Raw genomic sequence first — 26,294 nt, forward strand, 5'->3', positions numbered from 1 at the left:
GGTTAAAAGGAGTGTTAAAAATGGAAAAACGTATCGTTTGTTTAGCTGGTGATGGTGTCGGTCCAGAAGTAATGGAGAGTGCGAAGGAAGTATTGCATATGGTAGAAAGGCTATATGGACATCATTTTCATTTGCAAGATGAGTACTTTGGTGGTGTTGCTATCGATTTAACTGGGCAACCATTACCACAGCGAACACTTGCCGCCTGTTTAGCGAGTGATGCGGTTTTACTTGGAGCAGTAGGTGGACCAAGGTGGGATAGTGCGAAAGAAAGGCCTGAGAAAGGATTATTAGCATTAAGAAAAGGACTCGGTGTATTTGCGAATGTTCGCCCTGTAACGGTAGAAAGTGCAACTGCACATTTATCACCATTAAAAAACGCTGATGAAATTGATTTCGTTGTCGTTCGTGAATTAACAGGCGGAATTTATTTTTCTTATCCGAAAGAGCGAACGGAAGAAGTGGCGACAGATACACTTACGTATCATCGCCATGAAATTGAACGTATCGTTTCGTATGCTTTTCAATTAGCAAATAAGCGGAAGAAAAAAGTAACATCTATTGATAAAGCGAATGTTTTAGAGTCTAGTAAATTATGGAGAACTGTGACAGAAGAAGTAGCACTTCGCTACCCAAATGTGGAAGTAGAACACATTTTAGTAGATGCAGCAGCTATGGAATTAATTCGGAATCCAGGAAGATTTGACGTTATTGTAACGGAAAATTTATTTGGTGATATTTTAAGTGATGAGGCTTCAGTATTAGCTGGATCATTAGGAATGCTTCCATCAGCAAGTCACGCTGAAAAGGGACCTTCATTATACGAGCCTATTCACGGATCAGCACCGGATATTGCGGGGGAAAATAAGGCGAATCCAATTGCGATGATGCGTTCTGTTGCAATGATGCTTGGGCAATCGTTCGGATTAACGAGAGAAGGATATGCAATTGAAGAAGCAGTTTCTGCAGTCCTTAAATCAGGGAAATGTACAGCAGATATCGGGGGGACTGAAACGACAACTTCATTTACAAAGGCAGTTATTCAAGAAATGGAAGAGCAAGCGTTAGTAGGGAGAGGGAGATAATGGGAAAAAGGTTACTAGATAAGCTTTGGGAAAGACATGTAGTTGCGACTAATGAAAATGGATTGGATTTATTATATATCGATCTACATCTTGTTCATGAAGTAACGTCACCGCAAGCCTTTGAAGGCTTGCGGCTTACAAATCGAACAGTCCGCAGACCAGATTTAACATTTGCAACGATGGATCATAATATTCCAACGAAAGATGTTTGGAATATTACCGACCGCATTGCGAAGCAGCAACTAGATACACTTCGGCAAAACTGTAAACAATTTCAGGTGCCATTAGCGGATATCGGAGATGAAGAGCAAGGGATCGTTCATGTAATAGGACCAGAACTTGGACTCACACAGCCAGGAAAAACGATTGTTTGTGGTGATAGTCATACAGCAACACACGGTGCTTTTGGCGCACTAGCGTTTGGTATTGGTACGAGTGAAGTGGAACATGTATTGGCAACGCAAACGTTATGGCAACGAAAGCCGAAAGCGATGGGCATTGAGTTAAAAGGGAAGTTACCGCAAGGTGTCTATGCGAAAGATATTATTTTACACCTTCTTTCAAAGTACGGAGTAGCAGTTGGAACAGGTTACGTAATGGAATTTTATGGAGAGGCCATTCATGCTATGGATATGGAAGAGAGGATGACGCTTTGCAATATGGCAATTGAAGGGGGAGCAAAGGCTGGCATTATTGCACCAGATGAAAAAACGTTTGCTTACGTAAAAGGGCGTAAATATGCACCGAAAGACTATGAATCTATTAAGAAAAAATGGTCAGAACTTTATACAGATTTAGATGCAGTTTATGATTTACATATTCTAGTAGATGTTACGGATTTAGCGCCGTACGTTACGTGGGGAACAAATCCTAGTATGGGTGTTCGGATCGATGAGAAATTGCCAGAAAAGCATGATGCAAATGATGAAAGAGCGTTTTCTTATATGGGATTGAGTCCCGGACAAAGTACGTATGACATTCCAGTTCAACATGTTTTCATTGGATCTTGTACAAATTCCAGGCTTTCTGACTTAGAAATTGCTGCATCTGTCGTGAAAGGTAAAAAAGTAAAAGAAGGTGTGCGAGCACTTGTTGTACCTGGATCTCGAAGGGTAAGAGAAGCAGCGATGCATAAAGGATTACATCGCATATTTGAAGAAGCTGGATTTGAATGGAGAGAGCCCGGATGCTCAATGTGTCTAGGTATGAATCCAGATCAAGTGCCTGAAGGAGAACATTGTGCCTCTACGTCCAATCGCAATTTTGAAGGAAGACAAGGAAAGGGAGCACGAACGCATTTAGTTAGCCCGGCAATGGCGGCAGCGGCTGCGTTATATGGTCATTTTGTTGATATTAGAAAGGAGAGTTATGATGGAGCCATTTCGTATTCATAAAGGTACTGCCGCAGTACTGATGAATGATAACATTGATACAGATCAAATTATTCCGAAGCAATATTTAAAGAGAATTGAAAGAACTGGGTTTGGGAAGTTTTTATTTGATGAGTGGCGATATGATAATAATCGCCAAGAAAACCCTAATTTCCCGCTTAATGCACAAGAAAGAAAAGGAGCCAGCATATTAATCACAGGTGATAATTTTGGATGTGGCTCGTCAAGAGAACATGCTCCATGGGCACTTGCTGATTATGGTTTCCGCGTTATTATCGCTGGAGGATTTGCCGATATCTTTTATATGAATTGTATGAAGAATGGCATGTTACCGATTGTAATGGATAAAGATATGCGTGAACAACTTGCTAAAACAGATGCGAGGGAACAAATTACAGTTGATTTAGAAAATGAAATAATGACAACGAATACGCATAGATTCCATTTTACGATCGAGAAAATGTGGAAAGAGAAGTTATTAAATGGTTTAGATGAAATTAGTATTACAATGCAATATGAACAAGAAATAAAAGAGTATGAAAGAAAAGTGGCTTTACATTAAAAAAAATGACGGAATATTAAAAATGTATTTACATTCAAAATTAACTGTTATATACTATGTGAAAATCAGAGGAGAAAGGGAGTAAGTATTATGAATATCGTGCAATCTATTACAATGCTTACACAACTACATCATCATACATGAAACCCTTGAACCTAGCGTGAAAACGTGTAGGTACAAGGGTTATTCCCGTTGTACCTACACTCTACTGAAGAGCCTTGTAGGTATTTTGTCTACAAGGCTCTTTTTATTTTCGGCTTAGGGGAATGAAATAGGCATACATTAGAAGGGGAAAGGTGTGAAAATTTAGATGACAAAATGGAAACGAGCAAACCCGAATGGAACGAGAGATTATTTATTCGAAGAATGTACGTTAATTGAAGAAGTAGAACAAAAATTAAGGCTTACTTTTTTAGAGAGAGGTTATGAGGAAATAAGAACACCTACAATTGAATTTTATGATGTTTTTGCATTTCAAAATAGACCGATAGATGAAGAGAAGATGTATAAATTTTTTGATGAAAAGGGAAGGATTATCGTTTTACGTCCAGATATGACAATTCCTTTAGCGAGAGTTATTGGAACACAGAGATGGGATACGCCACTTAAAGTGACGTATAGCGGGAATGTATTTCGAGCGAATGAATCCCATTCTGGAAAATATAATGAAATCGTACAAAGTGGTATTGAAGTTATCGGGATTGATAATGTAAGAGCTGAAATTGAATGTGTAATAAGTGTCATTCAAGCACTTCAAAAGTTGAAGGTGCAATCTTTTACAATTGAGATTGGGCAAGTACAGTTATATAAATGTATTGTAAAAAAACTCTCCATCCAGGATGAAGAAGAAAGGGTACTTAGAACGTATATAGAAAGTAAAAATTATGCAGCCCTCTCAAATTTTATCGGAGAAAAGAAATTAGATCGATGCGATGAGACAGTAAGATTACTTGAGAAATTGCCAAGGCTATTTGGAAATTTAGAAGTTATTGAGGAAGCAGAAAAGCTTGCTTCAAGTAATGAAATGAAAATGGCAATTGCAAGAGTAAAAGAAATGTATGAAACAATTGAAATGTTAGGATATGGTTCTTACATATCAATTGATTTGGGCATGATTCAACACTTAGATTACTATACGGGTGTTATTTTCAAAGGATATATATATGAAATTGGAGAAGAAATCGTTAGTGGCGGAAGGTACGATGAGCTAATTGGGAATTTTGGAGAAATGCTGCCAGCTGTTGGACTCGCGGTACAAGTAAATCAAATTGTGAAGGCGCTGCAAGAGCAGCAAGAACCATATGAACGAAATCAAATTGATATTGTGATTCATTATGAGTTAAATAGATTAGCGGAAGCAGAAAGGCTACGAAATTTACTTCGAAAGGATGGGAAAAATGCTTGGTTATCTCTATTCTCTAATTTAAGCGATACCTTTCAATTTGCAAGAAAAAATAAAATAGGAACGGTCGTTGAGGCAAAGAATGAATACTTAGTGGAATATGTATGGAATGAGAAATGGGTAGTCCAGAAAGAAGGAGAGGCTTCATGCGTAACATTCAAATTGCGTTAACGAAAGGAAGATTAGAAAAACATGTCATTCCACTTTTTGAGCAGATTGGAATTGATTGTTCCGAGCTCAAAAATAAAGGTCGGAAGCTTGTATTTCAAAGTAAAAATACAAATGTTTCATTTATTTTAGTAAAAGCGATTGATGTTGCTACTTATGTAGAACATGGGGTAGCTGATATTGGCATCGTTGGAAAAGATATTTTAATGGAAAACGAGAAAGATATTTATGAAATGCTGGATTTAGGAGTGGGGATTTGTAAGTTTTGTGTTGCTTCTATTCCTACGTATAATCCGAAGAGTTACCGGAAGAAAAGAATCGCTACGAAATACCCCCATATTACTTCTACTTATTATCATGATAAGGGAGAGGATGTAGAAATTATTAAGATAGAAGGTTCTGTAGAAATCGCTCCTCTTCTTGGATTGGCAGATGCGATTGTAGATATTGTTGAAACAGGAAAAACATTACAAGAGAATGGACTCATTGTATTTGAGGAAATGTACTTTATATCGGCTCGGATGATTGTAAATAAGGCAGCCTTAAAAACTAAAAAAGACGAAATATTCAGCATTATAAATATGATGGAGCAAGAAATCTTATCAAGGAAATAGGAGGATTTAAAATGGAAATCATTTATGAAGAATTTAAGGAGGCATTATCTAAAATAAAAGTGCTAAGAGAAAACGCTAATATAATAGAAGAAACTGTTCAAAGAAGTGTAAGAGAAATCATTAGACATGTAAGGGAAGGGAAAGATGAGGCTTTATCTTTCTATACAAAAAAGTTTGATGGTGTAGAGATGAAAGATTTTCGTGTAAGTGAAGAAGAAATACAGCAAGCGAGTATGTTTGTAGAGAATTCATTTTTAGAAGCTTTAAAAGAGGCGAAGAAAAACGTTGTTTCGTATCACGAAAAGCAAAAGAAGCACTCAATATTCGATTGTGAAAGTAAAGGGATAATTAGAGGGCAACTCATTCGGCCGTTAGAAAATGTAGGTGTATATGTACCGGGTGGGACAGCCTCATATCCTTCTTCAGTATTAATGAATGTATTGCCGGCGAAACTCGCAGGTGTGAAAAAGATTGTAATGGTAACACCGCCGAGGAAAGGAGGAATTGATCCGCATATATTAGCTGCTGCAGATCTTGCGGGAGTAGATGAAATTTATACGATAGGTGGCGCACAAGCAATTGCTGCTTTAGCATACGGGACGGAATCGATTCCGAAAGTGGATAAAATAGTTGGACCGGGAAATTTGTACGTCGCTCTAGCGAAACGAGAAGTATACGGAATAGTAAATATCGATATGATTGCTGGTCCATCAGAAATTGTAGTTGTCGCGGATGAAACAGGTAATGCAAAATATATCGCAGCGGATTTATTATCGCAAGCAGAGCATGATGAGAGAGCAACGGCGATTTGTATTACAACGAATATAGAACTAGCTAAAGAAGTAGAAAAAGAGGTAGAAAGACAGTTAGAAACGTTACCAAGAAGTGAAATTGCACGTGAATCAATAAATAGAAATGGAGCCATCTTTATCGTTCCTTCTTTAGAGGAGGCGCTAAAGTTATCAAATGAAATTGCTCCAGAACATTTAGAGTTACATATAAAAGAACCGATGAATGCTCTAGATTATGTGAAACATGCAGGTTCTATTTTCCTTGGGTCATATGCACCTGAACCGCTCGGGGATTATTTAGCGGGACCGAATCATGTATTACCAACGAGCGGAACGGCAAGATTTTTTTCTCCGTTATCAGTCGATGATTTCGTGAAAAAATCAAGTTTTATTTCTTATACGGAGGAAGCATTAAAAAATGTACAGCATCATATTGTAGAGCTTGCAAATAAAGAAGGGTTACATGCACATGCGAGAGCAATCCAAATAAGGTTTGAGGAGGAACAATAATGCGTCAGTCCAGTCAAGTACGTGAGACGACAGAAACAAAAATTAAATTAAGTTTGCAGCTTGATGAAAGTACAAATGTATCTATTCAAACGAGGGTTGGTTTTTTCGATCATATGCTTACTTTATTTGCTAGACATGGAAGATTTGGATTGCAAGTTGAAGCAGAAGGTGATGTATTTGTCGATGCACATCACACCGTTGAAGATGTTGGAATTGTACTCGGAAATTGCTTGAAAGAAGCATTGCAAAACAAAGAGGGAATTAATCGTTACGGTTCTGCGTATGTACCGATGGATGAATCTTTAGGATTTGTCGCAATTGATATAAGTGGACGCTCATATTGTGTATTTCAAGGGGAATTAACAAATCCGAAGCTTGGGGATTTTGATACAGAATTGACGGAAGAATTTTTTAGAGCAGTTGCACATGCTGCCAATATTACATTACATGCGCGCGTTCTATACGGAAGTAATACGCATCACAAAATTGAAGCATTATTTAAAGCTTTTGGTAGAGCGCTTAGAGAAGCGGTCGAAAAAAATGCCAACATTACTGGTGTAAATTCAACGAAAGGGATGTTGTAATTGATTGCCATTATAGATTATGGAATGGGGAATATTCGCAGTGTAGAGCAAGCATTAAAATATATTGGCGCAGAGTACATTGTAACGAGTAATAAAAAAGAGATATTGAGAAGCGATGGCGTGATTTTACCGGGAGTAGGTGCATTTCCGAAAGCGATGGACGTATTAGAAGAAAGAGATTTAGTGTGTGTACTAAAAGAGGTTTGTGATATAGGAAAACCACTCCTCGGTATATGTTTGGGCATGCAGCTTTTATTTGAACGAAGTGAGGAACTAAAAGATTGTAGCGGGTTAGGTTTACTACCAGGGGAAATTCGTAAGTTAAAAGTTTCGTATAAAATTCCTCATATGGGATGGAATGAATTAAGGAAGGAAAGAGAATTTCCGCTTTGGAATGGATTAGTGGATGGTTCTTTCGTGTATTATGTTCACTCATATTACGCGGATTGTCCAGATGAAATTGTATGCGGAGTAAGTGATTATGGAATGCAAGTACCAGGGTTTGTAGCGAAAGGAAATGTATTTGGTGCACAGTTTCATCCAGAAAAAAGTGGTGAAATTGGCATGCAAATATTAAAAAATTTTCAAGGGGTGGTAGAAGCATGGAAATCTTCCCAGCTATCGATTTAAAAGAAGGACGATGCGTTAGACTTTATCAAGGAGAGTTTAGTAAAGAAACGGTGATGAATGAAGATCCGGTAGCGCAGGCAATCATATTTGAAAAGCTTGGAGCGGAAATACTACACATTGTTGATTTAGACGGTGCAATTGCTGGCGAGTCGTTAAATTTGCCCGTCATTGAAAAAATCTGCAAGGCGGTACGTATTCCTGTGCAAGTGGGAGGAGGAATTCGTTCACTTGTAGCGGTGGAGAAGTTATTGTCAGTAGGTGTAGAAAAAGTGATTTTAGGAACAGCAGCTCTTTATGATAAGTCATTTTTAGAGGAAGCAGTTCGTCTATATAAAGAGAAAATCATTGTTGGAATTGATGCGAAAAATGGTTTCGTAGCAACGAGAGGTTGGCTTGATCTGTCTGAAATTTCTTATATTAGTTTAGCGAAACAAATGGAAAGTTTAGGTGTTCAAACGATTGTGTTTACAGACATTTCGAAAGACGGGACGCTTGCAGGGCCAAATTTTGAACAATTGGCGTTACTTCAAAAAAGTGTGGGCATTCGTCTCATTGCCTCTGGAGGAGTGGCATCTATTCAAGATGTGAAAAAGTTAAATGATATGAATATATATGGTGTCATAATTGGAAAGGCGCTTTACGAGAAAACGATTGATTTAGAAGAAGTGTTACAGGTAACGAAGTTATGTTAGCGAAACGAATTATTCCATGTCTAGATGTGAAAGAAGGGCGAGTCGTAAAGGGTGTAAATTTTATAGGATTACAAGATGTCGGTGATCCGGTTGAAATAGCTGAAGCATATAACGTGGCAGGGGCGGATGAAATCGTATTTTTAGATATTACAGCGACTCATGAAGGAAGAAAAACGATTATAGATGTTGTAGAAAAAACAGCAGCTAAAGTATTTATTCCTCTTACGGTTGGCGGGGGGATTTCAAGTGTGAAAGATATGTACAATTTACTAAGAGCTGGAGCAGACAAAGTTTCAATAAACTCAGCGGCAGTGCGAAACCCGAAGCTAATAGAAGAGGGCGCAGAACACTTTGGATCACAGTGTATTGTCGTGGCAATTGACGCTAGAAAAGTAGCAGAAGATAAATGGAACGTATACGTCAACGGCGGAAGAGTTGACACAGGAATGGATGCCATAGAATGGGCGAATCGTGTTGTTAAACTTGGGGCAGGTGAAATTTTGTTAACGAGTATGGATGCAGATGGAACGAAAAGCGGATATGACCTTCGTTTAACAGAAGAAATTTCAAAAAGTGTTTCTATTCCAGTCATCGCATCAGGGGGCTGTGGTCATACGGATCATATTATAGAAGTTTTTCAAAAGACAACAGTTGATGCAGCGTTAGCGGCATCCATCTTTCATTATGGTGAGGCGACAGTGCATAGTGTAAAGCGAAAATTAAGAGATGCAAATATTGAGGTGCGGTTATGAAACCTAATTTTTCAAAAGGATTAATACCGGCAATTGTCATCGAAGAAGGTACGAAAGACGTTTTAATGCTAGCTTATATGAATGAAGAAGCATATGAAAAAACGTTAGAGACGAAAAGAACATGGTTTTATTCTCGTTCGAGGCAGTCGTTATGGAATAAGGGGGAAACATCAGGGAATGTTCAATATGTGCAATCTTTATATTTAGATTGTGATCAAGATTCAATTGTTGTGAATGTGAAACAAGTAGGACCTGCTTGTCATACGGGAGAGAAGACATGTTTTCACTATCAAATTATATAGGGGGATACATATGGAAAATGCCTTTAAGTTGCTGTATAAAACAATTGAAGAACGAAAGGGAAGCCCACTTCCTGAATCGTATACAAATTATTTATTTTCAAAAGGAGAAGATAAAATTTTAAAGAAGATTGGTGAAGAGTGTGCTGAAGTAATTATCGCATGTAAAAATAATGATAAAGAAGAAGTAGTGAAAGAAATGGTTGATGTATTTTATCACTGTTTCGTTTTATTAGCTGAAAAAAATATTGCATTGGAAGATGTCATGCGAGAGGTGAAAGAACGAAATGGAAAGCTTTCGAGAGTTGGGGATAGAAGGGAAATAGATACATTATAAGGGGGAATGTATATGAAAGTAGATTATCATCTTCACTTAGAAGAAGGACCGTATTCAATAGGATGGCTTGCTAAAATAAATGAAGCGTTGGAATGTTATGAACCGCTTCAAGAAAGACATTCTATTGATTGGCTTATGAAAACACAAGAGCGTTTGCAAAAGCGTGTGAAGGAAGGGCCATTTACAACAGAATGGATAGATCTATATTTAGAAGAAGCTGTACGAAAAGGAATAAAAGAAGTGGGAATTGTTGATCATCTATATCGTTTTCATGAAGCAAAAGGATATTATGAAAAATATGTAGATATTAGTGATTCTAAGCTCGGTCGTATACAGAAAGAATGGTTGGATCAAGTAAGGGTAGTTTCACTGTATGATTTTACAAAGGCAATTGAAGAGGCGAAAGAACGATGGGGGAAAAGAGGTGTCACACTTAAACTTGGAATTGAAGCGGATTATTTTATTGGTTGTGAAGGAGAGTTAAAAGAATTATTAGCGCTAGGAGACTTTGATTATGTAATTGGTTCCGTTCATTTTCTAAATGGCTGGGGATTTGATAATCCAGATACGAAAGAATATTTTGAGGTGCATGACCTACGCGCATTATATGATATGTTTTTTAAAACAGTTGAGAGTGCGATTCGTACCGAGTTATTTGATATTATCGCTCATCTTGATAATATAAAGGTATTTAATTATCGATTGGATGAGAATGAACAGCTTTCTTATTATGAGGAAATTGCCTGTGCGTTAGTAGAAACGAATACGGCAACAGAAATAAATGCAGGATTATACTATCGTTATCCTGTTCGTGAAATGTGCCCAAGTCCACTATATTTACAAGTATTAGCTAAGTATGGTGTTCCAATTACGATTTCTTCGGATGCCCATTACCCAAATGATTTAGGGAATTATGTACAAGAAAATGTACAAACATTACGAGCTCACGGTGTTACTCAGGTTGCAACATTTACGAAGCGAGCAAGAGTAATGAGGTCGCTTGAAGAAGAAGTAACAAATTCAAAATGAAACGCAATTTTTTGATGAAAACGGTCCTTTTTGTTCAAAATAAGAAAGAATGAAAAGGAGGGTAAGAAATGGCGAAACAACAAAATAAACAAAATGTACAAGGTGCACAGCAACAAGCTTATACTTCTGAAACGAATGCTGCATCTCAATCGGTTATTGAGGAGCAAATTAGCGATACGGTTGCAGAAGGAACTATTGATGTGAAGCTCGGAAAAGAATCGCAGGAAAAAGCGTAAGAAAAGGGGAGAGTTGCATCTCCTCTTTTTTCATGGAAAAGTGTCGATTTTCAAAACTATAATCAAATTCCTTGGTTTTTATATGTGGATTTCTTACAATGAAATATAAGAGATGTCTTATTTTCTATAGAAGAGGTGTTAGTAGTGGCAAAAATATTAGTAGCGGGAAAAATTCCGGAAATTGGATTAGAACTATTAAAAGATCATAATGTAGAAATGTACAATAAAGAGGAGTTAATTTCTATAGATGAATTAACAGAGCGTGTAAAAGATAAAGATGCATTGTTAAGTTTACTTTCGACAAAGGTGCCAAAAGAAGTTATTGATGCAGCGCCTCATTTAAAGATTGTTGCAAACTATGGTGCTGGTTACGACAATATTGATTACACGTATGCGGGCGAAAAAGGAATTGCAGTTACGAATACACCGAAAGTATCAACGGAAGCGACTGCAGAATTAACATTTGCACTTCTTTTAGCAGCGGCGCGTAGAATTCCTGAAGGGGATACGTTATGTCGTACGACTGGATTTAACGGATGGGCACCGTTATTTTTCTTAGGACGAGAAGTTCATGGTAAGACAATCGGAATTATAGGTCTTGGAGAAATTGGGAAGGCTGTTGCAAAACGTGCGAAAGCATTTGGAATGGATGTTTTATATACAGGGCCAAATCGTAAGCTTGAAGCTGAAAGTGAACTGGGAGCAACGTATGTGACGTTGGAAGAATTATTACAAACAGCAGACTTTATTACAATTAACTGTGCTTATAATCCAAAATTACATCATATGATTGATGAAGAGCAGTTTAAAATGATGAAGAAAACAGCGTATATTGTAAATGCTTCACGTGGACCAATTATGAATGAAGCAGCACTTGCTCATGCATTAAAAACAAATGAAATTGAAGGAGCAGCTCTTGACGTGTTTGAATTTGAACCGAAAATTACAGAAGAGCTAAAAGAATTAAAGAATGTAGTACTTGCTCCACATGTAGGGAATGCAACATTTGAAACTCGTGATGCGATGGCTGAAATGGCTGTCAGAAATATTTTAGCTGTATTAAACGGCGAAGAGCCAGTAACACCTGTAAATCAAAAGGTATTAGTTACAAAATAAAAAGAAACCTTCCGGACTTGGAAGGTTTTCTTATTTTTCTTTATTCGCTTTTTTAGACGGTCTTTGTCTAATGAATTGAGATAACATGTACAAAATATATAGTGGAATGGCAATGAATAAGAAAACAGAAAAATTTCCAAATCCTGTTTGATACATTGTAATAATGATTCCAACTAAAAATAGTGTAATAATGATGCTATATCGTGGAATTGGTACATCTTTTAAACTTGGGATACGAATGCGGCTCACCATTAAAAATGCGAACGTTACAAATACGGTAATAAGAACGATTTTTGGAATGGTATGTGAAAATAATGTTAAGAAAGCAACAAGCCCTCCCGCTGCTGTAATCGGTACTCCAGTGAAATATTTCATTGAAGTAGAAGATGGTGTTACATTAAATCGTGCTAAACGATATGCTCCGAAAAGAGGGAATAATCCCGCTATGTATAATCCGATGATTCCGTAGTTTGAGAAAGATGTGTAATACATTAAAACAGCTGGTGCTGCACCAAATGTTACGACATCTGCAAGCGAGTCGAGCTCTTTTCCCATTTGTGAATCAACACGTAATAAACGAGCAACACGACCATCAAGACTATCTAACATCATCCCGATAAGTACTAAAATAGCAGCTGATTTATAATATCCTAAAGATGCATAGCCGATTGATAAAAATCCGCTATATAAATTTCCGAGCGTAAATAAGTTTGGAATAGCTGCTCTATACAAAATCTGATCCCTTGCTTTCTGTAATAAATTCTTAATTAGTGTATGAAAGTTTACTTATTTTATCATACCATAAATTTATTCCTCATACGAAAGAAATTACCAATTTGTGAAAGATTTCATAGAAGGATGGTTTGAAAATTAAGTGAAAATAAAAAGAGGAAGCAACTTGTATAAAGTTGCTTCCTTTACTATTCAAATTTCGTTGTCATCGTTCCAGTTTTATATCGATTATTAGGATCGAAGCGTAATAAATCTCCATAAATTAATTTGTCGGAGAATTTTAATTCTGTTTTTGCTTTTTCAATATACGGCTGACATAGCGTCATGTCAGCTTCTTCACCCGTACTTCTTTTGTAGCACATATTTTTTGTATAAACATACTCTTCAGAAACAAAGCTACCATCACGCATTACCATAAGCGGGTCTTTCTCTTTAATAAATAAGTCAGTTCCAAATTCAACGGATTTATTTGTTTTAATACCAAGTAAATGAAGGAGCGTTGGCTTAATATCAATTTGACCGGATACTTTAGAAACAACTTTTCCTTCTTGGCCAGGCACATGAATAATAAGAGGAACTCGTTGTAATTGCATAGAATCGAATGGTGTAATAGTATCTTTTCCTAGGAACTGTGCCATAGCTGTGTTATGGTTTTCGGAAATACCGTAATGATCACCATAAATGACAATAACGGAATTATCATATAATCCTTCTTCTTTTAATTGTTGAATAAATAATTTAAGAGCTTCATCTGTGTAACGAACAGTTGGGAAGTAGCGGTTTACAACACCACTTTCCGAGTTGAATTCATCAACATATTGATCTTCCGGATTTAGAAGAAACGGAAAATGATTTGTTAATGTAATAAATTTTGTATAGAACGGTTGCGGTAAAGATTTTAACTTTGGAATAGATTGTTCAAAGAACTCTTTATCTTTTAATCCCCAACCGACAGACATTTGCTCCGTTCCTGCGTAATCATTTAAATTAAAATAACGATCATATCCAAGCGCAGGATACATTACATCCCGATTCCAAAACGTTTTATCGTTTGAATGGAAGACGGCAGAAGAATATCCGTATTTCTTTAATTGTTCTGGTGTCGCTGTGTATTCATTTGTTGCATGAGTAAAGAATACAGAACCACGATCTAGCGGATAAAGTGAGTTTTCAACGATAAATTCAGCATCAGAAGTTTTGCCTTGTCCAGTTTGATGATAGAAGTTATCGAAATAGAAACTATCCTTAATAAATTCATTTAAAAATGGTGTAATTTCTTTTCCATTTATTTTTTTATTAATAACAAAGTTTTGTGTAGATTCCATTGAAATTAAAATTACATTTTTACCTTTTGCAGCTCCAAATAAGTTTTTATCAACTTGTTTGTCTTTTGAGTCTGTATAGTTTTTAATTTCAGAAAACCCATCCCCACTTGCAAATACACGCTCAGCTGAAGACTTGGATTGAAGCGTAATATCAAATAGATGGTATGTGTATAAACCTAAATTCTTCACGACAGTTTGACGGTCAAATGAGCGCGAGAACATTTGTGGTTTATAAATAACTGATACAACAATTTGTAGTGCTAATAAAGCTGTTACACCGCTAAAGAAAGTTCGCTTCTCTGAGCGGGAAAGTGGTGTTTTGTCGCCAAATGATGGGAATTTACGTGAAATAAACATTAAAATAATTGCATCTGCAAATAAAAGTAATGTTTTGTACGTAAAGAGTTCTTTTATACTTGTCCCTAAATCAGCCATATTGTTTGTTTGGAATAAAACCGGGAAAGTAACGAAATCGTTATAGAACCCATAAAACATTGCGTTTCCAAATAAAATAAATGACAGTATAAAACTGATTCCAATTATAATTCGGTTTCGGTGCTTAGATGCAAGTAAAGCTAAGCCGAAAAATAAAAGTAACGCAGCTAGTGGATTGATAAAAAGCATGAATTCTTCAAAGAAATTATCAATTTTAATATCAAATGCTAGCTTGTACACAATATATGTTTTAATCCATAGTAAAACGACTGCAACGAGTGCAAATCGCAGTTTTGGAAACAGATGTTGTAGCATAATATACTCCTCTCCTAAAAAGCATGACAGTTCTTGTGAGTCAGTTTGCTTAACGACTCATTTTATATATACGAACAGTCCTTTGTTATTATGATTATTATACTATGAGTATCATTATACGAAAATAAAAGAAGGTTGTGGGCTTTTTTATAATAATCGAGTAGAAAAAGAGTGGTGGGAGACAATAAAACAGAATTTCTATGTATGATAATTATCGTACGCAGAAAGAATCGCGTGATTATACGGAGGTTATAATGCGAAAATTATTATATTTTATAGCATGCAGTAGTGTTATACTTTTTACTTCACCGAGTGTGTCGGTAGCCCAATATGATGCACCTCTTATGGAAGATGCACTTTATTCTGTTTTATTTCCAAAAATAAATAAAGCAATTGAAAAACAATATGGAAGTTTGAAACCTTATCAATGTCCTAAAATTATTAGTTTAAAAAAAGTGTATAGCGGTACATATTTATTTCAAGCAAGTATTGAAGTGACAAAGTATGAACGTGTTGCTGGGAAAATTGCTCCACCATTTGAGAAGGTAACGATTACATTTAATAACGAAGAAGGCGAATGGGAAGTGACAAAGATTTCAGTAAAGCGCTTACCAAATGATACGAAACTAAACTGTAAAAAAACAATATAAAAAATTGTTTGACAAATAAAATGGTCCTTTGGTATTGTTAATAGCAACAATTAGATGTTTGAAAATTAAATAGACTTACCTCATCTACTCTCAAAGGTAGAGGCCGCGATAGGAAAGAGTAAGCTATGGGAGATTTAATGGAATCTGTGATCATAGGTTGAAAGGGACTATTGCCGAAATATAAGAATAACCATCTTATTCATATATTGGGACTGCATTGAATAAATGTAGTACTGTCATAAGATTTATTTTATGGAGAGCTATTTGGAGATGTTGATGCGGTTTCTTATTTTGAGGAGATAACAACTCGTTTATTTTTTCAATATATATTTTTCCTAATAAGAAACGCGTGTGAACATTGTTCCGCGCGTTTTTTGTCTATCTAAAAGCGTGCTGCAATGAATAGAAGATTGGGGTTATGAGTTTTAGAGGAAATAAGGGAGGAATTTAAATGTATTTACACGGCACAAGCCGAATTAATGGGCAAGGACACTTAGAAATTGGAGGGTGCGATACGACGCAGCTAGCAAAGCAATACGGAACACCACTTTATGTATACGATGAAGAGTCTATTCGAGGAAAATGCCGAGCATTTCATCGTGCTTTTAAAGAAAGTGGTTTCTCTTATCAAGTAGCATATGCAAGCAAGGCGTTCTTGTGCATGGAGATGTGCCGAGTAGCTCGTGAAGAGAGTATGTCATTAGACGTTGTTTCTGGGGGAGAATTATATACTGCGCTCCAAGCAGGATTTCCGGCATCACGTATTCATTTTCATGGAAATAATAAAACAGAAGAAGAAATAGTGATGGCTCTTCAGGCGAATATCGGTTGTTTTGTCGTAGATAATTTCTTTGAATTAGAAGTTTTACACGATTTAGCGATGCAACATGGGAAATTTGTGAACATATTAATTCGTGTAACGCCTGGAGTAGAGGCGCACACACATGAATATATTACAACAGGTCAAGATGATTCGAAATTTGGATTTGGTGTTTCAAACGGTCAAGCGATGCAGGCAATTGGATTTGCTTTACAAAAATCAAATTATAATGTGCTAGGGATCCATTCACATATTGGGTCGCAAATATTTGAAACAGCTGGTTTTGTTCGAGCAATTGAAGTTCTTCGCCAATTTTTAGAAGAAGTGAGAGAGCAAACAAACTATGTAGTAAAAGTGTTAAATGTAGGCGGGGGATTTGGAATACGTTACACAGAGTCAGATACACCATTAACTCTTGAGACATATGTGCGAGCTGTAACAAGTGCAGTGAGAGAACAATTTACTGTATGTGAATATCCATTGCCAGAAATATGGATTGAGCCAGGCCGTAGCATTGTAGGTGATGCTGGGACAACAATTTATACAGTTGGATCTGTGAAAGATATTCCTGGTATTCGGAAATATGTATCAGTCGATGGTGGAATGACAGATAATTTAAGACCTGCTTTATATAGTGCGCGTTATGAAGCGATGTTAGCGAATCGAGGGAATGATGAGAATGAGGAACTCGTTTCGATTGCTGGGAAATGCTGTGAGAGTGGAGATATGTTGATTTGGGATATTCATTTACCGAAAGTCGCTGCTTCTGATTTACTAGCAGTTTCCTGTACAGGAGCATACGGGTACTCGATGGCGAATAATTACAATCGGATTCGAAGACCAGCCGTTGTCTTTGCAAAAGGCGGAACATCGCAAGTAGTTGTGGAACGCGAAACATATGAAAATATTATTGGGAACGATCGCATACGTATTAAAGAGCTTGTCTAAATAGGAAAAGGAGTTGTTCGAATGGACAATTCCTTTTTTATAAAATAAAATAATTAAAATATATCGGAAAACTAGGATTGAAAAAAATCAGAATTGTGATAAAATACAAATACAAAGCTTATCAAGAGAAGCGGAGGGAACTGGCCCGAAGAAGCTCGGCAACCTGCTTATAGAAAGCAAGGTGCTAAATCCAGCAAAATGGGATCCATTTTGAAAGATAAGGTAAAATATATTACCGAACAGTCTTTTCGAAATGGGAAAGATTTTTTTTATGAATAAAAAGGGGGGCTGTTCGCGTGAGTGTACGGGAACATTTTGATGAAGTATCCGAGAAGATTGAAGCGATGCTTGCTGATATGAAATATGGTTCAATTACAATTGTTGTGCAAGATGGAAAAGTAATTCAGTTAGAGAAAAGTGAAAAAGTACGTTTAAAGTGAAAAGCGCTGACTAGAAAAACTAGAGGCGGTTTTAACCTATTTTCATTAGGTTAAAACCGTCTTTTTGCTTTTACAGGGGGAAAAAACATGTTGACGTATGAAACGTGGGAAGAAAATGTTGTTTCGTTTTCGGAAGAAGATGAAACAAAAGGTGCGTTATCAGTATTAAATTGGGCTTATAAAGAATATAAAGATGAGGTTGTCTACGCATGTAGCTTTGGGGTGGAAGGTATGGTATTGCTGCACATTATAAACCAAGTAAATCCATCTGCTAAAGTTGTATTTTTGGATACAAATGTTCATTTTCAAGAAACGTATGAATTAATTCGAAAAGTGCGGGAACGATTTCCTTCATTGAATATTATAGAAAAACAGCCAGAACTTACACTTGATGAACAGGCGAAGTTGCATGGTGAAAAACTGTGGGAGAGCAATCCGAATCTTTGTTGTAAGATTAGAAAAATTTTACCTTTAGAAAAATCATTAGTCGTGGAAAAAGCATGGATATCGGGCTTAAGAAGGGAACAATCAGAAACACGTAAGCATACAAAGTTTATAAATCAAGATCATCGTTTTCAATCTATTAAAGTTTGTCCACTCATTCATTGGACGTGGAAAGAAGTTTGGCGATATGTATACAAACATAGCTTGCCGTATAACCCGTTGCATGATGTTGGCTATCCAAGTATTGGGTGTGAGAAATGTACGTTACCTGTAGGGGATGGTGGCGATTCAAGAGATGGTAGATGGGCTGGAAAAGTGAAAACTGAATGTGGTCTTCATTACCAATAAGATGAATCTTGAAATAAAGCGAAGAGAGGATATAGAAAAATGAGCATAGTAAACGAATTAGTAAACCGTATAGATGAGACATATGACGTATCACAAATTGAAAAAGAGATTAAATTAGACAATATTGCGTTAAGTGATTTAGAACTATTGGCGACAGGTGGATATAGCCCCCTTACTGGTTTTTTAGGGAAGGAAGATTATGATTCTGTTGTAGAAACGCTTCGTTTAGCAAATGGTAGTGTGTGGAGTATACCGATTACATTACCGGTAACAGAAAAAGTCGCCGAAAGCCTGAAGGCTGGAGAGGAAGTAAAGCTTGTCAACAATGGAAATATATACGGTGTCATTCAAATAGAAGATATTTTTGTACCAGATAAAGAAAAAGAAGCGTTACTTGTATATAAAACAACGGATGAGGCTCATCCAGGAGTGAAAAAATTATATGAACGACCAAACGTTTACGTTGGAGGAACTATTATTCTAACAAAACGCTTTGAAAATAATCAATTTCCTTTTTATCATTTAGACCCAATTGAAACGAGGGAAGCATTTAAAAAACGTGGGTGGAAAACAGTGGTCGGATTTCAAACGAGAAACCCGGTACATCGTGCCCATGAGTATATTCAAAAATCTGCTCTTGAAATTGTAGATGGTCTCTTTTTAAATCCGCTCGTTGGAGAAACGAAATCGGATGATATTCCTGCTGATGTAAGAATGGAAAGCTATGAAGTACTTCTTCAAAACTATTATCCGAAAAATCGTGTCTTTTTAAGTGTATTTCCTGCTGCCATGCGTTACGCAGGACCAAGGGAAGCGATATTTCATGCGTTAGTAAGAAAGAATTTTGGATGTACCCACTTTATAGTAGGGCGTGATCATGCTGGAGTAGGAGATTATTACGGAACGTATGAAGCGCAAGAAATCTTCACAAATTTTACGATAGAAGAGTTAGGAATTACAACACTATTCTTTGAGCATAGTTTTTACTGCACGAAATGTGAAGCGATGGCTTCAACGAAAACATGTCCGCACGGAAAAGAAGATCATGTTATTTTATCGGGTACGAAAGTAAGAGAATTATTAAGAAACGGTGAGATTCCGCCAAGTACATTTAGTCGTAAAGAAGTAGTGGAAGTGCTAATTAAAGGCTTGAAAAAAGAAGTAGTAACAGAATAGGGAGAGAACGAGATGGATACGAATATTACTTGGCATACAGCTTCGGTTTCAAAAGATGAGAGAAGAGTGAAGAATGGACATCATAGTTTTGTAATTTGGTTTACTGGTTTATCAGCTTCGGGTAAATCTACAGTAGCGAATGCGGTCGCTCGTAAACTGTTTGAAAAGAATATTGGAAATTATGTGCTGGATGGGGATAACATTCGCCACGGTTTAAATAAAGACTTAGGATTTTCTGAAAGTGATCGCATGGAAAATATAAGACGTATTGGCGAAGTGGCAAAGTTATTTGTAGACCAAGGAGCAGTTGTCCTTACAGCATTTATTTCACCATTTCGAGTAGACCGCAAACAAGTAAGAGATTTATTAGCGGCAGATGAATTTATTGAAATTTTTGTGAAGTGTCCGATTGAAGAGTGTGAGAAACGTGATCCGAAAGGACTTTATAAAAAGGCAAGAAAAGGTGATATTAAGGATTTCACAGGTATTGATTCGCCTTATGAAGAGCCAGAGCAAGCGGAATTAATTGTAGAAACGCACAAATATTCTATTGAAGAATGTGTAGAACAAATCGTGAAGTACTTACAAGAGCGTAGTTTTATATAGGGGGATAAACAATGAGTTATGAAAAAGTGTGGGCTAACAATGAAAAATTAAATCAGACCGAGAAAAATAAATTAGAAAAAGATGGCTTAGAAATTTTTAATGATATTCCTTACTATGCGGAAAATGGTTTCGAATCTATTCCGAAAGAAGAGTGGGATGCCTTTAAATGGGCAGGCTTGTATTTACAAAGACCGAAAGAAGCTGGTTATTTTATGATGCGGGTAAATATTCCGTCAGGGATTATTACAAATGCACAGGCAGAAGTACTTGCTTCTATCGCTGAAGATTATGGACGTAATGTAATAGATATTACGACGAGACAGGCGATTCAGTTTCACTGGTTAGAAATTCAGCAAATTCCAGATATTTTTAAAAGATTAGCAAGAGTTGGGTTATCTTCAGCGGGGGCTTGTGGTGATATAACGCGGAATATTACAGGTAATCCGCTTGCTGGCATTGATGCAAATGAACTATTCGATACAACGCATATTGTAAAAGAAGTATATGATTACTTCCAACATAATGAGGAGTTTTCTAACTTGCCACGTAAATTTAAAATGTCTATTAGTTCTAATATTTATAATTCAGCAAACGCAGAAATTAACTGTGTTGCATTTACGCCTGCAACGAAAGAAATAGATGGTGAGAAAAAAGTTGGTTTTCATATAAAAGTAGGTGGAGGATTATCAGCTCGACCGTATTTAGCTGATGAATTAGATGTATTCGTTTTACCAGAAGAAGTGAAGGCGGTGGCGATTGCGATTGCTACTATATTCCGTGATTTTGGATATCGTGAAAAACGTCATTTAGCTCGGTTGAAATTTCTTGTTGCGGACTGGGGAGCAGAGAAATTTAAAGAGAAACTAATAGAGTATACAGGGCCTTTACAAAGTAAAGGGGAAAGTGCACTCAAAGGATGGAATGCAGGCTATTTTTATGGTGTTCAAGACCAAAAACAAAAGGGATTAAAATATGTAGGTTTTAATGTACCGGTAGGTCGTTTACATGCAGAAGAAATGTTTGAGATTGCAAGAATCGCAAAGCAATATGGAAATGGACAAATTCGTACATGTAACTCGCAAAACTTCATTATTCCGAACGTTCCTCCAGAAAATGTAAAAGGATTACTTAGTGAACCGCTGTTTGAAGCGATATCTGCTAGCCCGAAATCATTTATTGGTCATGCGGTTTCATGTACCGGTATTGAATATTGTAATCTTGCACTAGTAGAAACGAAAGAAAGATTACGAAAAATTGCAGAATACTTAGATACACAAATTGCACTCGATGTTCCAGTTCGAATTCATATGGTAGGCTGCCCGAATTCATGTGGTCAACGTCAAATTGCTGACATTGGGTTACAAGGGGTGAAAATGAAAACGAAGGAAAAAGGTATTGTTGAAGCGTTTGAAATATACGTAGGTGGAACATTGTTAGATGGCGGTGCCTACAATCAAAAGTTAAAAGGAAAAATAGATGGCGAGGATCTACCTGATGTACTCGCATCATTTATAAGTTATTTCAAAGAGAATAAATTACCAGCCGAAACATTTTATGATTTTGTAGGTCGTGTTGGTGTAGATACATTACAAATAGCGTTAAATAACGTGCTAGAAGAAGTAATAGCGTCTTAGGAGGGACGATATGGATTTATATCGATTTGAAGTTGTGTTAGTAAATAGTATTGTTCCGATTGTTGTTGTTGCTCAAAGTGAAGAACAGGCATTTAAGCTTGCGGAGATTGAGCTTGAAAAGCATTTTTTACCGTTGCCAGAGGTAAAAGAGATTTCTTTGTTTGAAAAAAAGAAGATTCGAAAAGGTGGGGCATTTGTTATCCATGAGTAGAGATCAGTAATACGAAAAAATAAAAACTTCCATTCTTATATACGAATGGAAGTTTCATTTTAATAGAAGAAATGAGGAGAGATGATGGGAAAGGTTTATATTGTTGGAGCGGGTCCTGGCGATCCAGATTTAATTACTGTTAAAGGGTTGAAATGTATTGAGAAGGCAGATGTTATTTTATACGACCGACTTGTGAATAAAGAGCTGCTTTCATACGCAAAGCCTGACGCGGATTTAATTTATTGCGGAAAACTCCCGAATTATCACACGATGAAGCAAGAGACAATTAACACGTTTCTTATTAAGTATGCGAAAAAAGGAAAAGTTGTAACGAGGCTTAAGGGCGGCGATCCATTTGTGTTTGGTAGAGGGGGAGAAGAAGCTGAAGCATTAGCAAAGCAAGGTGTACCATTTGAAATCATTCCTGGTATTTCAGCTGGAATAGCTGCTCCTGCTTATGCGGGCATTCCAGTGACGCACCGTGATGCAAGTGCAAGTTTTGCTATTGTGACTGGGCATAGGAAAGAAGGTGCTGAAGAAGAAGTGAAATGGGAAAGTTTAGCGAAAGGTGTAGAGACTTTAGCGGTATATATGGGGGTTAGTAATTTGCCCTACATATGTGAGCAACTTATGAAGCATGGAAAAGATAAAAGTACGCTAGCTGCTATTATTGAGCAGGGGACGACGTCTATGCAACGCACAGTTGTTGGAACGTTAGGGACAATTGTAGATGTTGCGAAAAAAGAGCAAATTCAAAATCCGAGTATGATTGTAATTGGAGAGGTTGTCCGTTTTAGAGAAAAAATTCATTGGTTTGAGAAGCAGACAGAAAATGCTTATCAAGTAAGTGGAGTGTTGTAAAATGAAAGCCGTCTTATATATATGTCATGGAAGTCGTTTGAAGACAGCGAAAGAAGAGGCGATTCAATTTATTACATCATGCATGAGCCGTATAGAAGCGACTATTCAAGAAGTTTGTTTTTTAGAGTTAGCGAATCCTTCTATTGAAGATGGTTTTCGTACATGTGTGAAGCGTGGGGCCACTGAGATTATTGCTATCCCTGTTTTTTTATTAGCGGCAGGTCATGTAAAAAAAGATATCCCTTTTGAATTGGAAAAGTTAACTAATCAATTTTCGGATGTTAAAGTGACCTATGGTAATCCGTTTGGTGTATCAGAAACACTTGTTAAATCGGTGTATAGCGGAAGTGGCATCGAACAGGAAGATAAAAATGAAGTGACGTTACTTCTTGTTGCAAGAGGGAGCAGTGATCCTGAAGTATTAAGAGATATAAACTGGATTGCTTCTTTATTTCAAACAAAAGAGAAGGTTAAAAAAGTAGAAGTTTGTTATTTAGCGGCTGCAGAGCCAAAATTTGAGGAGAAGTTAAAGGAAGTTGTAGAACGAAAAGAAAAGAACATCGTTGTACTGCCTTACTTGTTATTTACAGGTTTGCTTATGAAACATATTGAGAAAGAAGTGCGCCAATATGAAGTGGAAGAGATAAAAATCAGTCCATATTTAGGGAAGAATGAAGCGTTTCAAGATATGTTAATTCAGAAAACGACGGAGTTATTGAAAGGAGATCAGTATGTATCCACTTACAGTGCGAGTTAATGAGAAACGCGTTGTTGTTATTGGCGGGGGAAAAGTTGCAGGATTTAAAATTATTCCTTTACTCAAACAGGGTGCGGATATAGTTGTGATAAGTCCAGAATTAGATGCGAATTTAGTAAAACTTGTGGAAGAAAAGAAAATTCGTTGGTATCAAAGAGAATATGAAAAAAGTGATATTAAAAGTGCTTTTTTAGTTGTTGCAGCGAGTAGTGATTCAATATTAAATGAACAAGTTGCTGAAGATGCCGCTGAGAATCAATTAGTAAATATTATTACAAATCCGGAAAGTGGTAATGTTCATTTTCCGGCAGCGATTCATCGTGGTTTACTTAATATAGCAGTTTCTACTGGGGGAGCGAGCCCGAAGCTCGCAAAAAAAATTCGAGATGATATTGCAAATAAATATGATGAGACATATGAATCGTATTTAGATTTTTTATATGAAGTAAGGTTGAAGTTAAAAGATTTACAGTTAGAAAAGAGGGAACGAAATATATTGCTCCAAGAAGTGTTGAAATCAGTATATGTGCAAAATGAGGGGAAAAGAGAAAGTTTTTTACGTGAGTTAGAGGAAAAGGTTTTAAAATAATAAAAGATAAAGTGCGCTTTACAAATATAAAAATATAATTTATAATCACAAGTAACTTCAATAGATGAAATCGATGAGCAAGAAGAGTACGTATATTTGATGCGTTCAGAGAGCTGGGGTTAGGTGGGAGCCCGGTACGATAAAATATACAGAATGGGCTTGCGAGAGGTATGTTGAACATTGTAGTAGGCAACCCGGGTTCCGCCGTTAAAAGGATAGAGTATCGGAATTATTCCTGTACTTGAACAAGTGGGATTTATCAATCCAATTGAGGTGGTACCACGGTATTTACATTACATATATCGTCCTCTACATGCATATTTGCGTGTAGGGGACTTTTTTATTTTCTAAAGGAGGTGTGCGAGTATGAAATGAAAGTGTATAATTAACAAAAGTTTAAATATTCAGAAAAGGAGAAATTATGATGAAAGAAACACAGCAATGGACGTCGAAAATAGGCTTTGTACTCGCAGCAGCCGGAGCCGCAGTAGGTCTTGGTGCGATATGGAAATTTCCATATGTTGCAGGTAATGGCGGGGGAGGCGCATTCTTCCTTGTATTTTTACTATTAACTTTATTTATAGGTATGCCTCTTTTAATAGCGGAGTTTGTTATTGGACGTAGCACGCAAAAAGAGGCCGTTACAGCTTATAAAGTACTAGTGCCAAATAGCAAAGTATATCCTTGGATTGGTCGTATGGGAGTTGTTACTTGTTTTAGTGTACTATCTTTTTATAGTGTTGTAGGTGGATGGATTTTACTTTATTTATATTATAGTGTGACAGGAAGTTTCTGGAATGGAGCAGCTGATTATGGACAATTGTTCGGTGAAACGATTTCAAATCCGTTAAGTGCGATTGGAGCACAATTTATCTTTATGCTTTGTACAATTTTTGTCGTAAGTAAAGGTGTAGAGAAAGGTATAGAAAAGGCAAGTAAGTACATGATGCCGCTATTATTTATTTTATTTATTGCGATTATTGTTCGTGCGTTAACACTCGATGGTGCTTTTGCTGGAGTAGAGTTCTTCTTAAAGCCAGATTTTTCAAAGCTTACAGCAGATACGATTTTATACGCGATGGGACAATCTTTCTTCTCACTAACAGTAGGTGCCTCAGTAATGGTCACGTATAGTTCGTATTTAAAGAAAGAGGAACATTTAGCGAAATCAGCAACATCTATTGTAAGTTTAACTGTTTTTGTTACAGTACTTGCAGGATTAGCAATTTTCCCAGCGATTTTCGCATTAGGAGTAAAACCAACTGAAGGACCAGGATTACTGTTTATCGTCCTTCCAGCAGTATTTGCAAAAATACCATTTGGTCAATTTTTCTTTATTATGTTTTTAATTTTATTCTTCTTTGCGACTTTAACATCAGCAATTTCAATGCTTGAAATTGTAGTAGCATCTGTTGCGAAAGGTAATGAGAAGAAGCGTCCGTCAGCATCATTATTAATTGGTATTCTTATTTTTGCAGTCGGTATTCCATCAGCGTTATCATTTGGGATTATGAGTGACGTGAAAATATTTGGGAAAACGTTCTTTGATTTAGTCGACTTTTCGGTAAGTAACGTATTGCTACCGTTAGGAGTACTAGCTATTTCATTATTTGTACCAAATAAAATGAGTAAAGAATTGTTGATGAAAGAATTAGAAGTGACGGAAACGAAAGGGAAAACGTTATTTAACATTTGGTTCTTCTTACTTCGTTATGTTATTCCGGTAACTGTAATAATTGTATTTTTAAATGCGATAGGTGTATTTAAAATGTTTGCATAAAAAAAAGGCGGGGATCTCCCGTCTT

At 36.6% G+C, this 26,294-nt stretch carries 29 protein-coding genes, 2 riboswitches and 1 other annotated feature; of the genes, 27 read left to right on the top strand and 2 right to left on the bottom strand.

Features of this window, described 5'->3' with window-relative positions; translation table 11 throughout:
• Nucleotides 1-20 precede the first annotated feature (20 nt).
• The 15 genes from leuB (at nt 21) to V6946_RS07510 (ending at nt 12,198) form a co-directional block, all read left to right on the top strand.
• A complete protein-coding gene (leuB, locus tag V6946_RS07440; RefSeq protein WP_006926374.1) occupies nt 21-1,085 on the top strand; it encodes a 3-isopropylmalate dehydrogenase in 1,065 nt (354 codons plus the stop codon).
• Nucleotides 1,085-2,479, top strand: coding sequence for a 3-isopropylmalate dehydratase large subunit (leuC, locus tag V6946_RS07445; RefSeq protein WP_006926373.1), 1,395 nt, complete (start codon nt 1,085-1,087; stop codon nt 2,477-2,479). The genes leuB and leuC overlap by 1 nt, the downstream gene beginning before the upstream one ends.
• Nucleotides 2,457-3,038: a 3-isopropylmalate dehydratase small subunit gene (gene leuD, locus V6946_RS07450; RefSeq protein WP_000433189.1), complete on the top strand. Its 582-nt coding sequence runs from the start codon at nt 2,457-2,459 to the stop codon at nt 3,036-3,038. Before leuC ends, leuD begins: the two co-directional genes overlap by 23 nt.
• Before the next feature lie 310 nt (nt 3,039-3,348).
• Complete coding sequence (locus V6946_RS07455; RefSeq protein ID WP_000170296.1) at nt 3,349-4,611, top strand: ATP phosphoribosyltransferase regulatory subunit; 1,263 nt, start codon at nt 3,349-3,351, stop codon at nt 4,609-4,611.
• A complete protein-coding gene (hisG, locus tag V6946_RS07460) occupies nt 4,587-5,222 on the top strand; it encodes an ATP phosphoribosyltransferase (RefSeq protein WP_001244488.1) in 636 nt (211 codons plus the stop codon). The genes V6946_RS07455 and hisG overlap by 25 nt, the downstream gene beginning before the upstream one ends.
• A gap of 11 nt (nt 5,223-5,233) precedes the next feature.
• A complete protein-coding gene (gene hisD / locus V6946_RS07465) occupies nt 5,234-6,523 on the top strand; it encodes a histidinol dehydrogenase (protein ID WP_000402930.1) in 1,290 nt (429 codons plus the stop codon).
• Complete coding sequence (gene hisB / locus V6946_RS07470) at nt 6,523-7,107, top strand: imidazoleglycerol-phosphate dehydratase HisB (protein WP_001249960.1); 585 nt, start codon at nt 6,523-6,525, stop codon at nt 7,105-7,107. Before hisD ends, hisB begins: the two co-directional genes overlap by 1 nt.
• Nucleotides 7,108-7,737, top strand: coding sequence for an imidazole glycerol phosphate synthase subunit HisH (gene hisH, locus V6946_RS07475; RefSeq protein ID WP_000560361.1), 630 nt, complete (start codon nt 7,108-7,110; stop codon nt 7,735-7,737).
• Nucleotides 7,710-8,429, top strand: a complete 720-nt coding sequence (gene hisA / locus V6946_RS07480) for a 1-(5-phosphoribosyl)-5-[(5-phosphoribosylamino)methylideneamino]imidazole-4-carboxamide isomerase (protein WP_000402296.1) — start codon at nt 7,710-7,712, stop codon at nt 8,427-8,429. The genes hisH and hisA overlap by 28 nt, the downstream gene beginning before the upstream one ends.
• Nucleotides 8,423-9,181 carry an imidazole glycerol phosphate synthase subunit HisF gene (gene hisF, locus V6946_RS07485; protein ID WP_000880112.1) on the top strand — a complete coding sequence of 253 codons (759 nt, stop codon included), beginning with the start codon at nt 8,423-8,425 and terminating at the stop codon, nt 9,179-9,181. Before hisA ends, hisF begins: the two co-directional genes overlap by 7 nt.
• Entirely contained in the window at nt 9,178-9,483 is a 306-nt protein-coding gene (gene hisI, locus V6946_RS07490; protein WP_000803955.1) for a phosphoribosyl-AMP cyclohydrolase, read from the top strand. Before hisF ends, hisI begins: the two co-directional genes overlap by 4 nt.
• A gap of 10 nt (nt 9,484-9,493) precedes the next feature.
• The gene (gene hisE, locus V6946_RS07495) at nt 9,494-9,817 is read left to right on the top strand and encodes a phosphoribosyl-ATP diphosphatase (RefSeq protein ID WP_000426358.1); all 324 of its coding nucleotides are present in this window, start codon (nt 9,494-9,496) and stop codon (nt 9,815-9,817) included.
• A gap of 12 nt (nt 9,818-9,829) precedes the next feature.
• The gene (locus tag V6946_RS07500) at nt 9,830-10,846 is read left to right on the top strand and encodes a histidinol phosphate phosphatase domain-containing protein (protein ID WP_000861838.1); all 1,017 of its coding nucleotides are present in this window, start codon (nt 9,830-9,832) and stop codon (nt 10,844-10,846) included.
• A 68-nt stretch (nt 10,847-10,914) separates the two neighbouring features.
• Nucleotides 10,915-11,082: a YozQ family protein gene (locus V6946_RS07505; protein WP_001118878.1), complete on the top strand. Its 168-nt coding sequence runs from the start codon at nt 10,915-10,917 to the stop codon at nt 11,080-11,082.
• 144 nt (nt 11,083-11,226) lie between these two features.
• On the top strand, nt 11,227-12,198 hold the full coding sequence (locus tag V6946_RS07510; RefSeq protein ID WP_001062858.1) for an NAD(P)-dependent oxidoreductase: 972 nt from the start codon (nt 11,227-11,229) through the stop codon (nt 12,196-12,198).
• 30 nt (nt 12,199-12,228) lie between these two features.
• On the opposite strand, the gene pssA is transcribed toward V6946_RS07510, so the two are convergent.
• Both pssA and V6946_RS07520 read right to left on the bottom strand, forming a co-directional pair.
• Entirely contained in the window at nt 12,229-12,930 is a 702-nt protein-coding gene (gene pssA / locus V6946_RS07515; RefSeq protein ID WP_000285417.1) for a CDP-diacylglycerol--serine O-phosphatidyltransferase, read from the bottom strand.
• A gap of 188 nt (nt 12,931-13,118) precedes the next feature.
• The gene (locus V6946_RS07520) at nt 13,119-15,005 is read right to left on the bottom strand and encodes an LTA synthase family protein (RefSeq protein ID WP_000939079.1); all 1,887 of its coding nucleotides are present in this window, start codon (nt 15,003-15,005) and stop codon (nt 13,119-13,121) included.
• A gap of 254 nt (nt 15,006-15,259) precedes the next feature.
• Between V6946_RS07520 and V6946_RS07525 the strand changes: the two genes are divergently transcribed.
• From V6946_RS07525 to V6946_RS07580, 12 genes are all read left to right on the top strand, one after another.
• Nucleotides 15,260-15,655: a DUF3888 domain-containing protein gene (locus tag V6946_RS07525; RefSeq protein ID WP_001228823.1), complete on the top strand. Its 396-nt coding sequence runs from the start codon at nt 15,260-15,262 to the stop codon at nt 15,653-15,655.
• Between the two features lie 89 nt (nt 15,656-15,744).
• A riboswitch (Lysine riboswitch) is annotated at nt 15,745-15,926 on the top strand.
• A gap of 180 nt (nt 15,927-16,106) precedes the next feature.
• Entirely contained in the window at nt 16,107-17,423 is a 1,317-nt protein-coding gene (gene lysA / locus V6946_RS07530; RefSeq protein ID WP_000280676.1) for a diaminopimelate decarboxylase, read from the top strand.
• A 115-nt stretch (nt 17,424-17,538) separates the two neighbouring features.
• A riboswitch (SAM riboswitch) is annotated at nt 17,539-17,647 on the top strand.
• 72 nt (nt 17,648-17,719) lie between these two features.
• On the top strand, nt 17,720-17,863 hold the full coding sequence (locus tag V6946_RS07535; RefSeq protein ID WP_000116158.1) for a YezD family protein: 144 nt from the start codon (nt 17,720-17,722) through the stop codon (nt 17,861-17,863).
• 87 nt (nt 17,864-17,950) lie between these two features.
• Entirely contained in the window at nt 17,951-18,655 is a 705-nt protein-coding gene (locus tag V6946_RS07540; RefSeq protein ID WP_000959022.1) for a phosphoadenylyl-sulfate reductase, read from the top strand.
• Between the two features lie 39 nt (nt 18,656-18,694).
• Complete coding sequence (gene sat / locus V6946_RS07545) at nt 18,695-19,831, top strand: sulfate adenylyltransferase (RefSeq protein ID WP_006915612.1); 1,137 nt, start codon at nt 18,695-18,697, stop codon at nt 19,829-19,831.
• A gap of 12 nt (nt 19,832-19,843) precedes the next feature.
• Nucleotides 19,844-20,437, top strand: a complete 594-nt coding sequence (gene cysC / locus V6946_RS07550) for an adenylyl-sulfate kinase (RefSeq protein WP_000380500.1) — start codon at nt 19,844-19,846, stop codon at nt 20,435-20,437.
• A gap of 11 nt (nt 20,438-20,448) precedes the next feature.
• The gene (locus V6946_RS07555) at nt 20,449-22,071 is read left to right on the top strand and encodes a nitrite/sulfite reductase (RefSeq protein ID WP_000119621.1); all 1,623 of its coding nucleotides are present in this window, start codon (nt 20,449-20,451) and stop codon (nt 22,069-22,071) included.
• A gap of 10 nt (nt 22,072-22,081) precedes the next feature.
• Nucleotides 22,082-22,282 (top strand): DUF3906 family protein, encoded by a 201-nt coding sequence (locus V6946_RS07560; RefSeq protein WP_006915608.1) that lies wholly within the window; start codon nt 22,082-22,084, stop codon nt 22,280-22,282.
• Between the two features lie 84 nt (nt 22,283-22,366).
• The gene (gene cobA / locus V6946_RS07565; protein WP_000521261.1) at nt 22,367-23,143 is read left to right on the top strand and encodes a uroporphyrinogen-III C-methyltransferase; all 777 of its coding nucleotides are present in this window, start codon (nt 22,367-22,369) and stop codon (nt 23,141-23,143) included.
• Nucleotide 23,144: 1 nt separating this feature from the next.
• The gene (locus tag V6946_RS07570; RefSeq protein WP_000648887.1) at nt 23,145-23,900 is read left to right on the top strand and encodes a sirohydrochlorin chelatase; all 756 of its coding nucleotides are present in this window, start codon (nt 23,145-23,147) and stop codon (nt 23,898-23,900) included.
• Nucleotides 23,875-24,489 carry an NAD(P)-binding protein gene (locus V6946_RS07575; RefSeq protein WP_000283353.1) on the top strand — a complete coding sequence of 205 codons (615 nt, stop codon included), beginning with the start codon at nt 23,875-23,877 and terminating at the stop codon, nt 24,487-24,489. The genes V6946_RS07570 and V6946_RS07575 overlap by 26 nt, the downstream gene beginning before the upstream one ends.
• Before the next feature lie 64 nt (nt 24,490-24,553).
• Nucleotides 24,554-24,802 (top strand) — a binding site (T-box leader).
• Between the two features lie 111 nt (nt 24,803-24,913).
• A complete protein-coding gene (locus tag V6946_RS07580) occupies nt 24,914-26,269 on the top strand; it encodes a sodium-dependent transporter (RefSeq protein WP_000665440.1) in 1,356 nt (451 codons plus the stop codon).
• The last annotated feature ends 25 nt before the right edge of the window (nt 26,270-26,294 follow it).

This window comes from Bacillus sp. PPSBB_2, from assembly GCF_045291115.1.
Taxonomy (GTDB): domain Bacteria; phylum Bacillota; class Bacilli; order Bacillales; family Bacillaceae_G; genus Bacillus_A; species Bacillus_A cereus.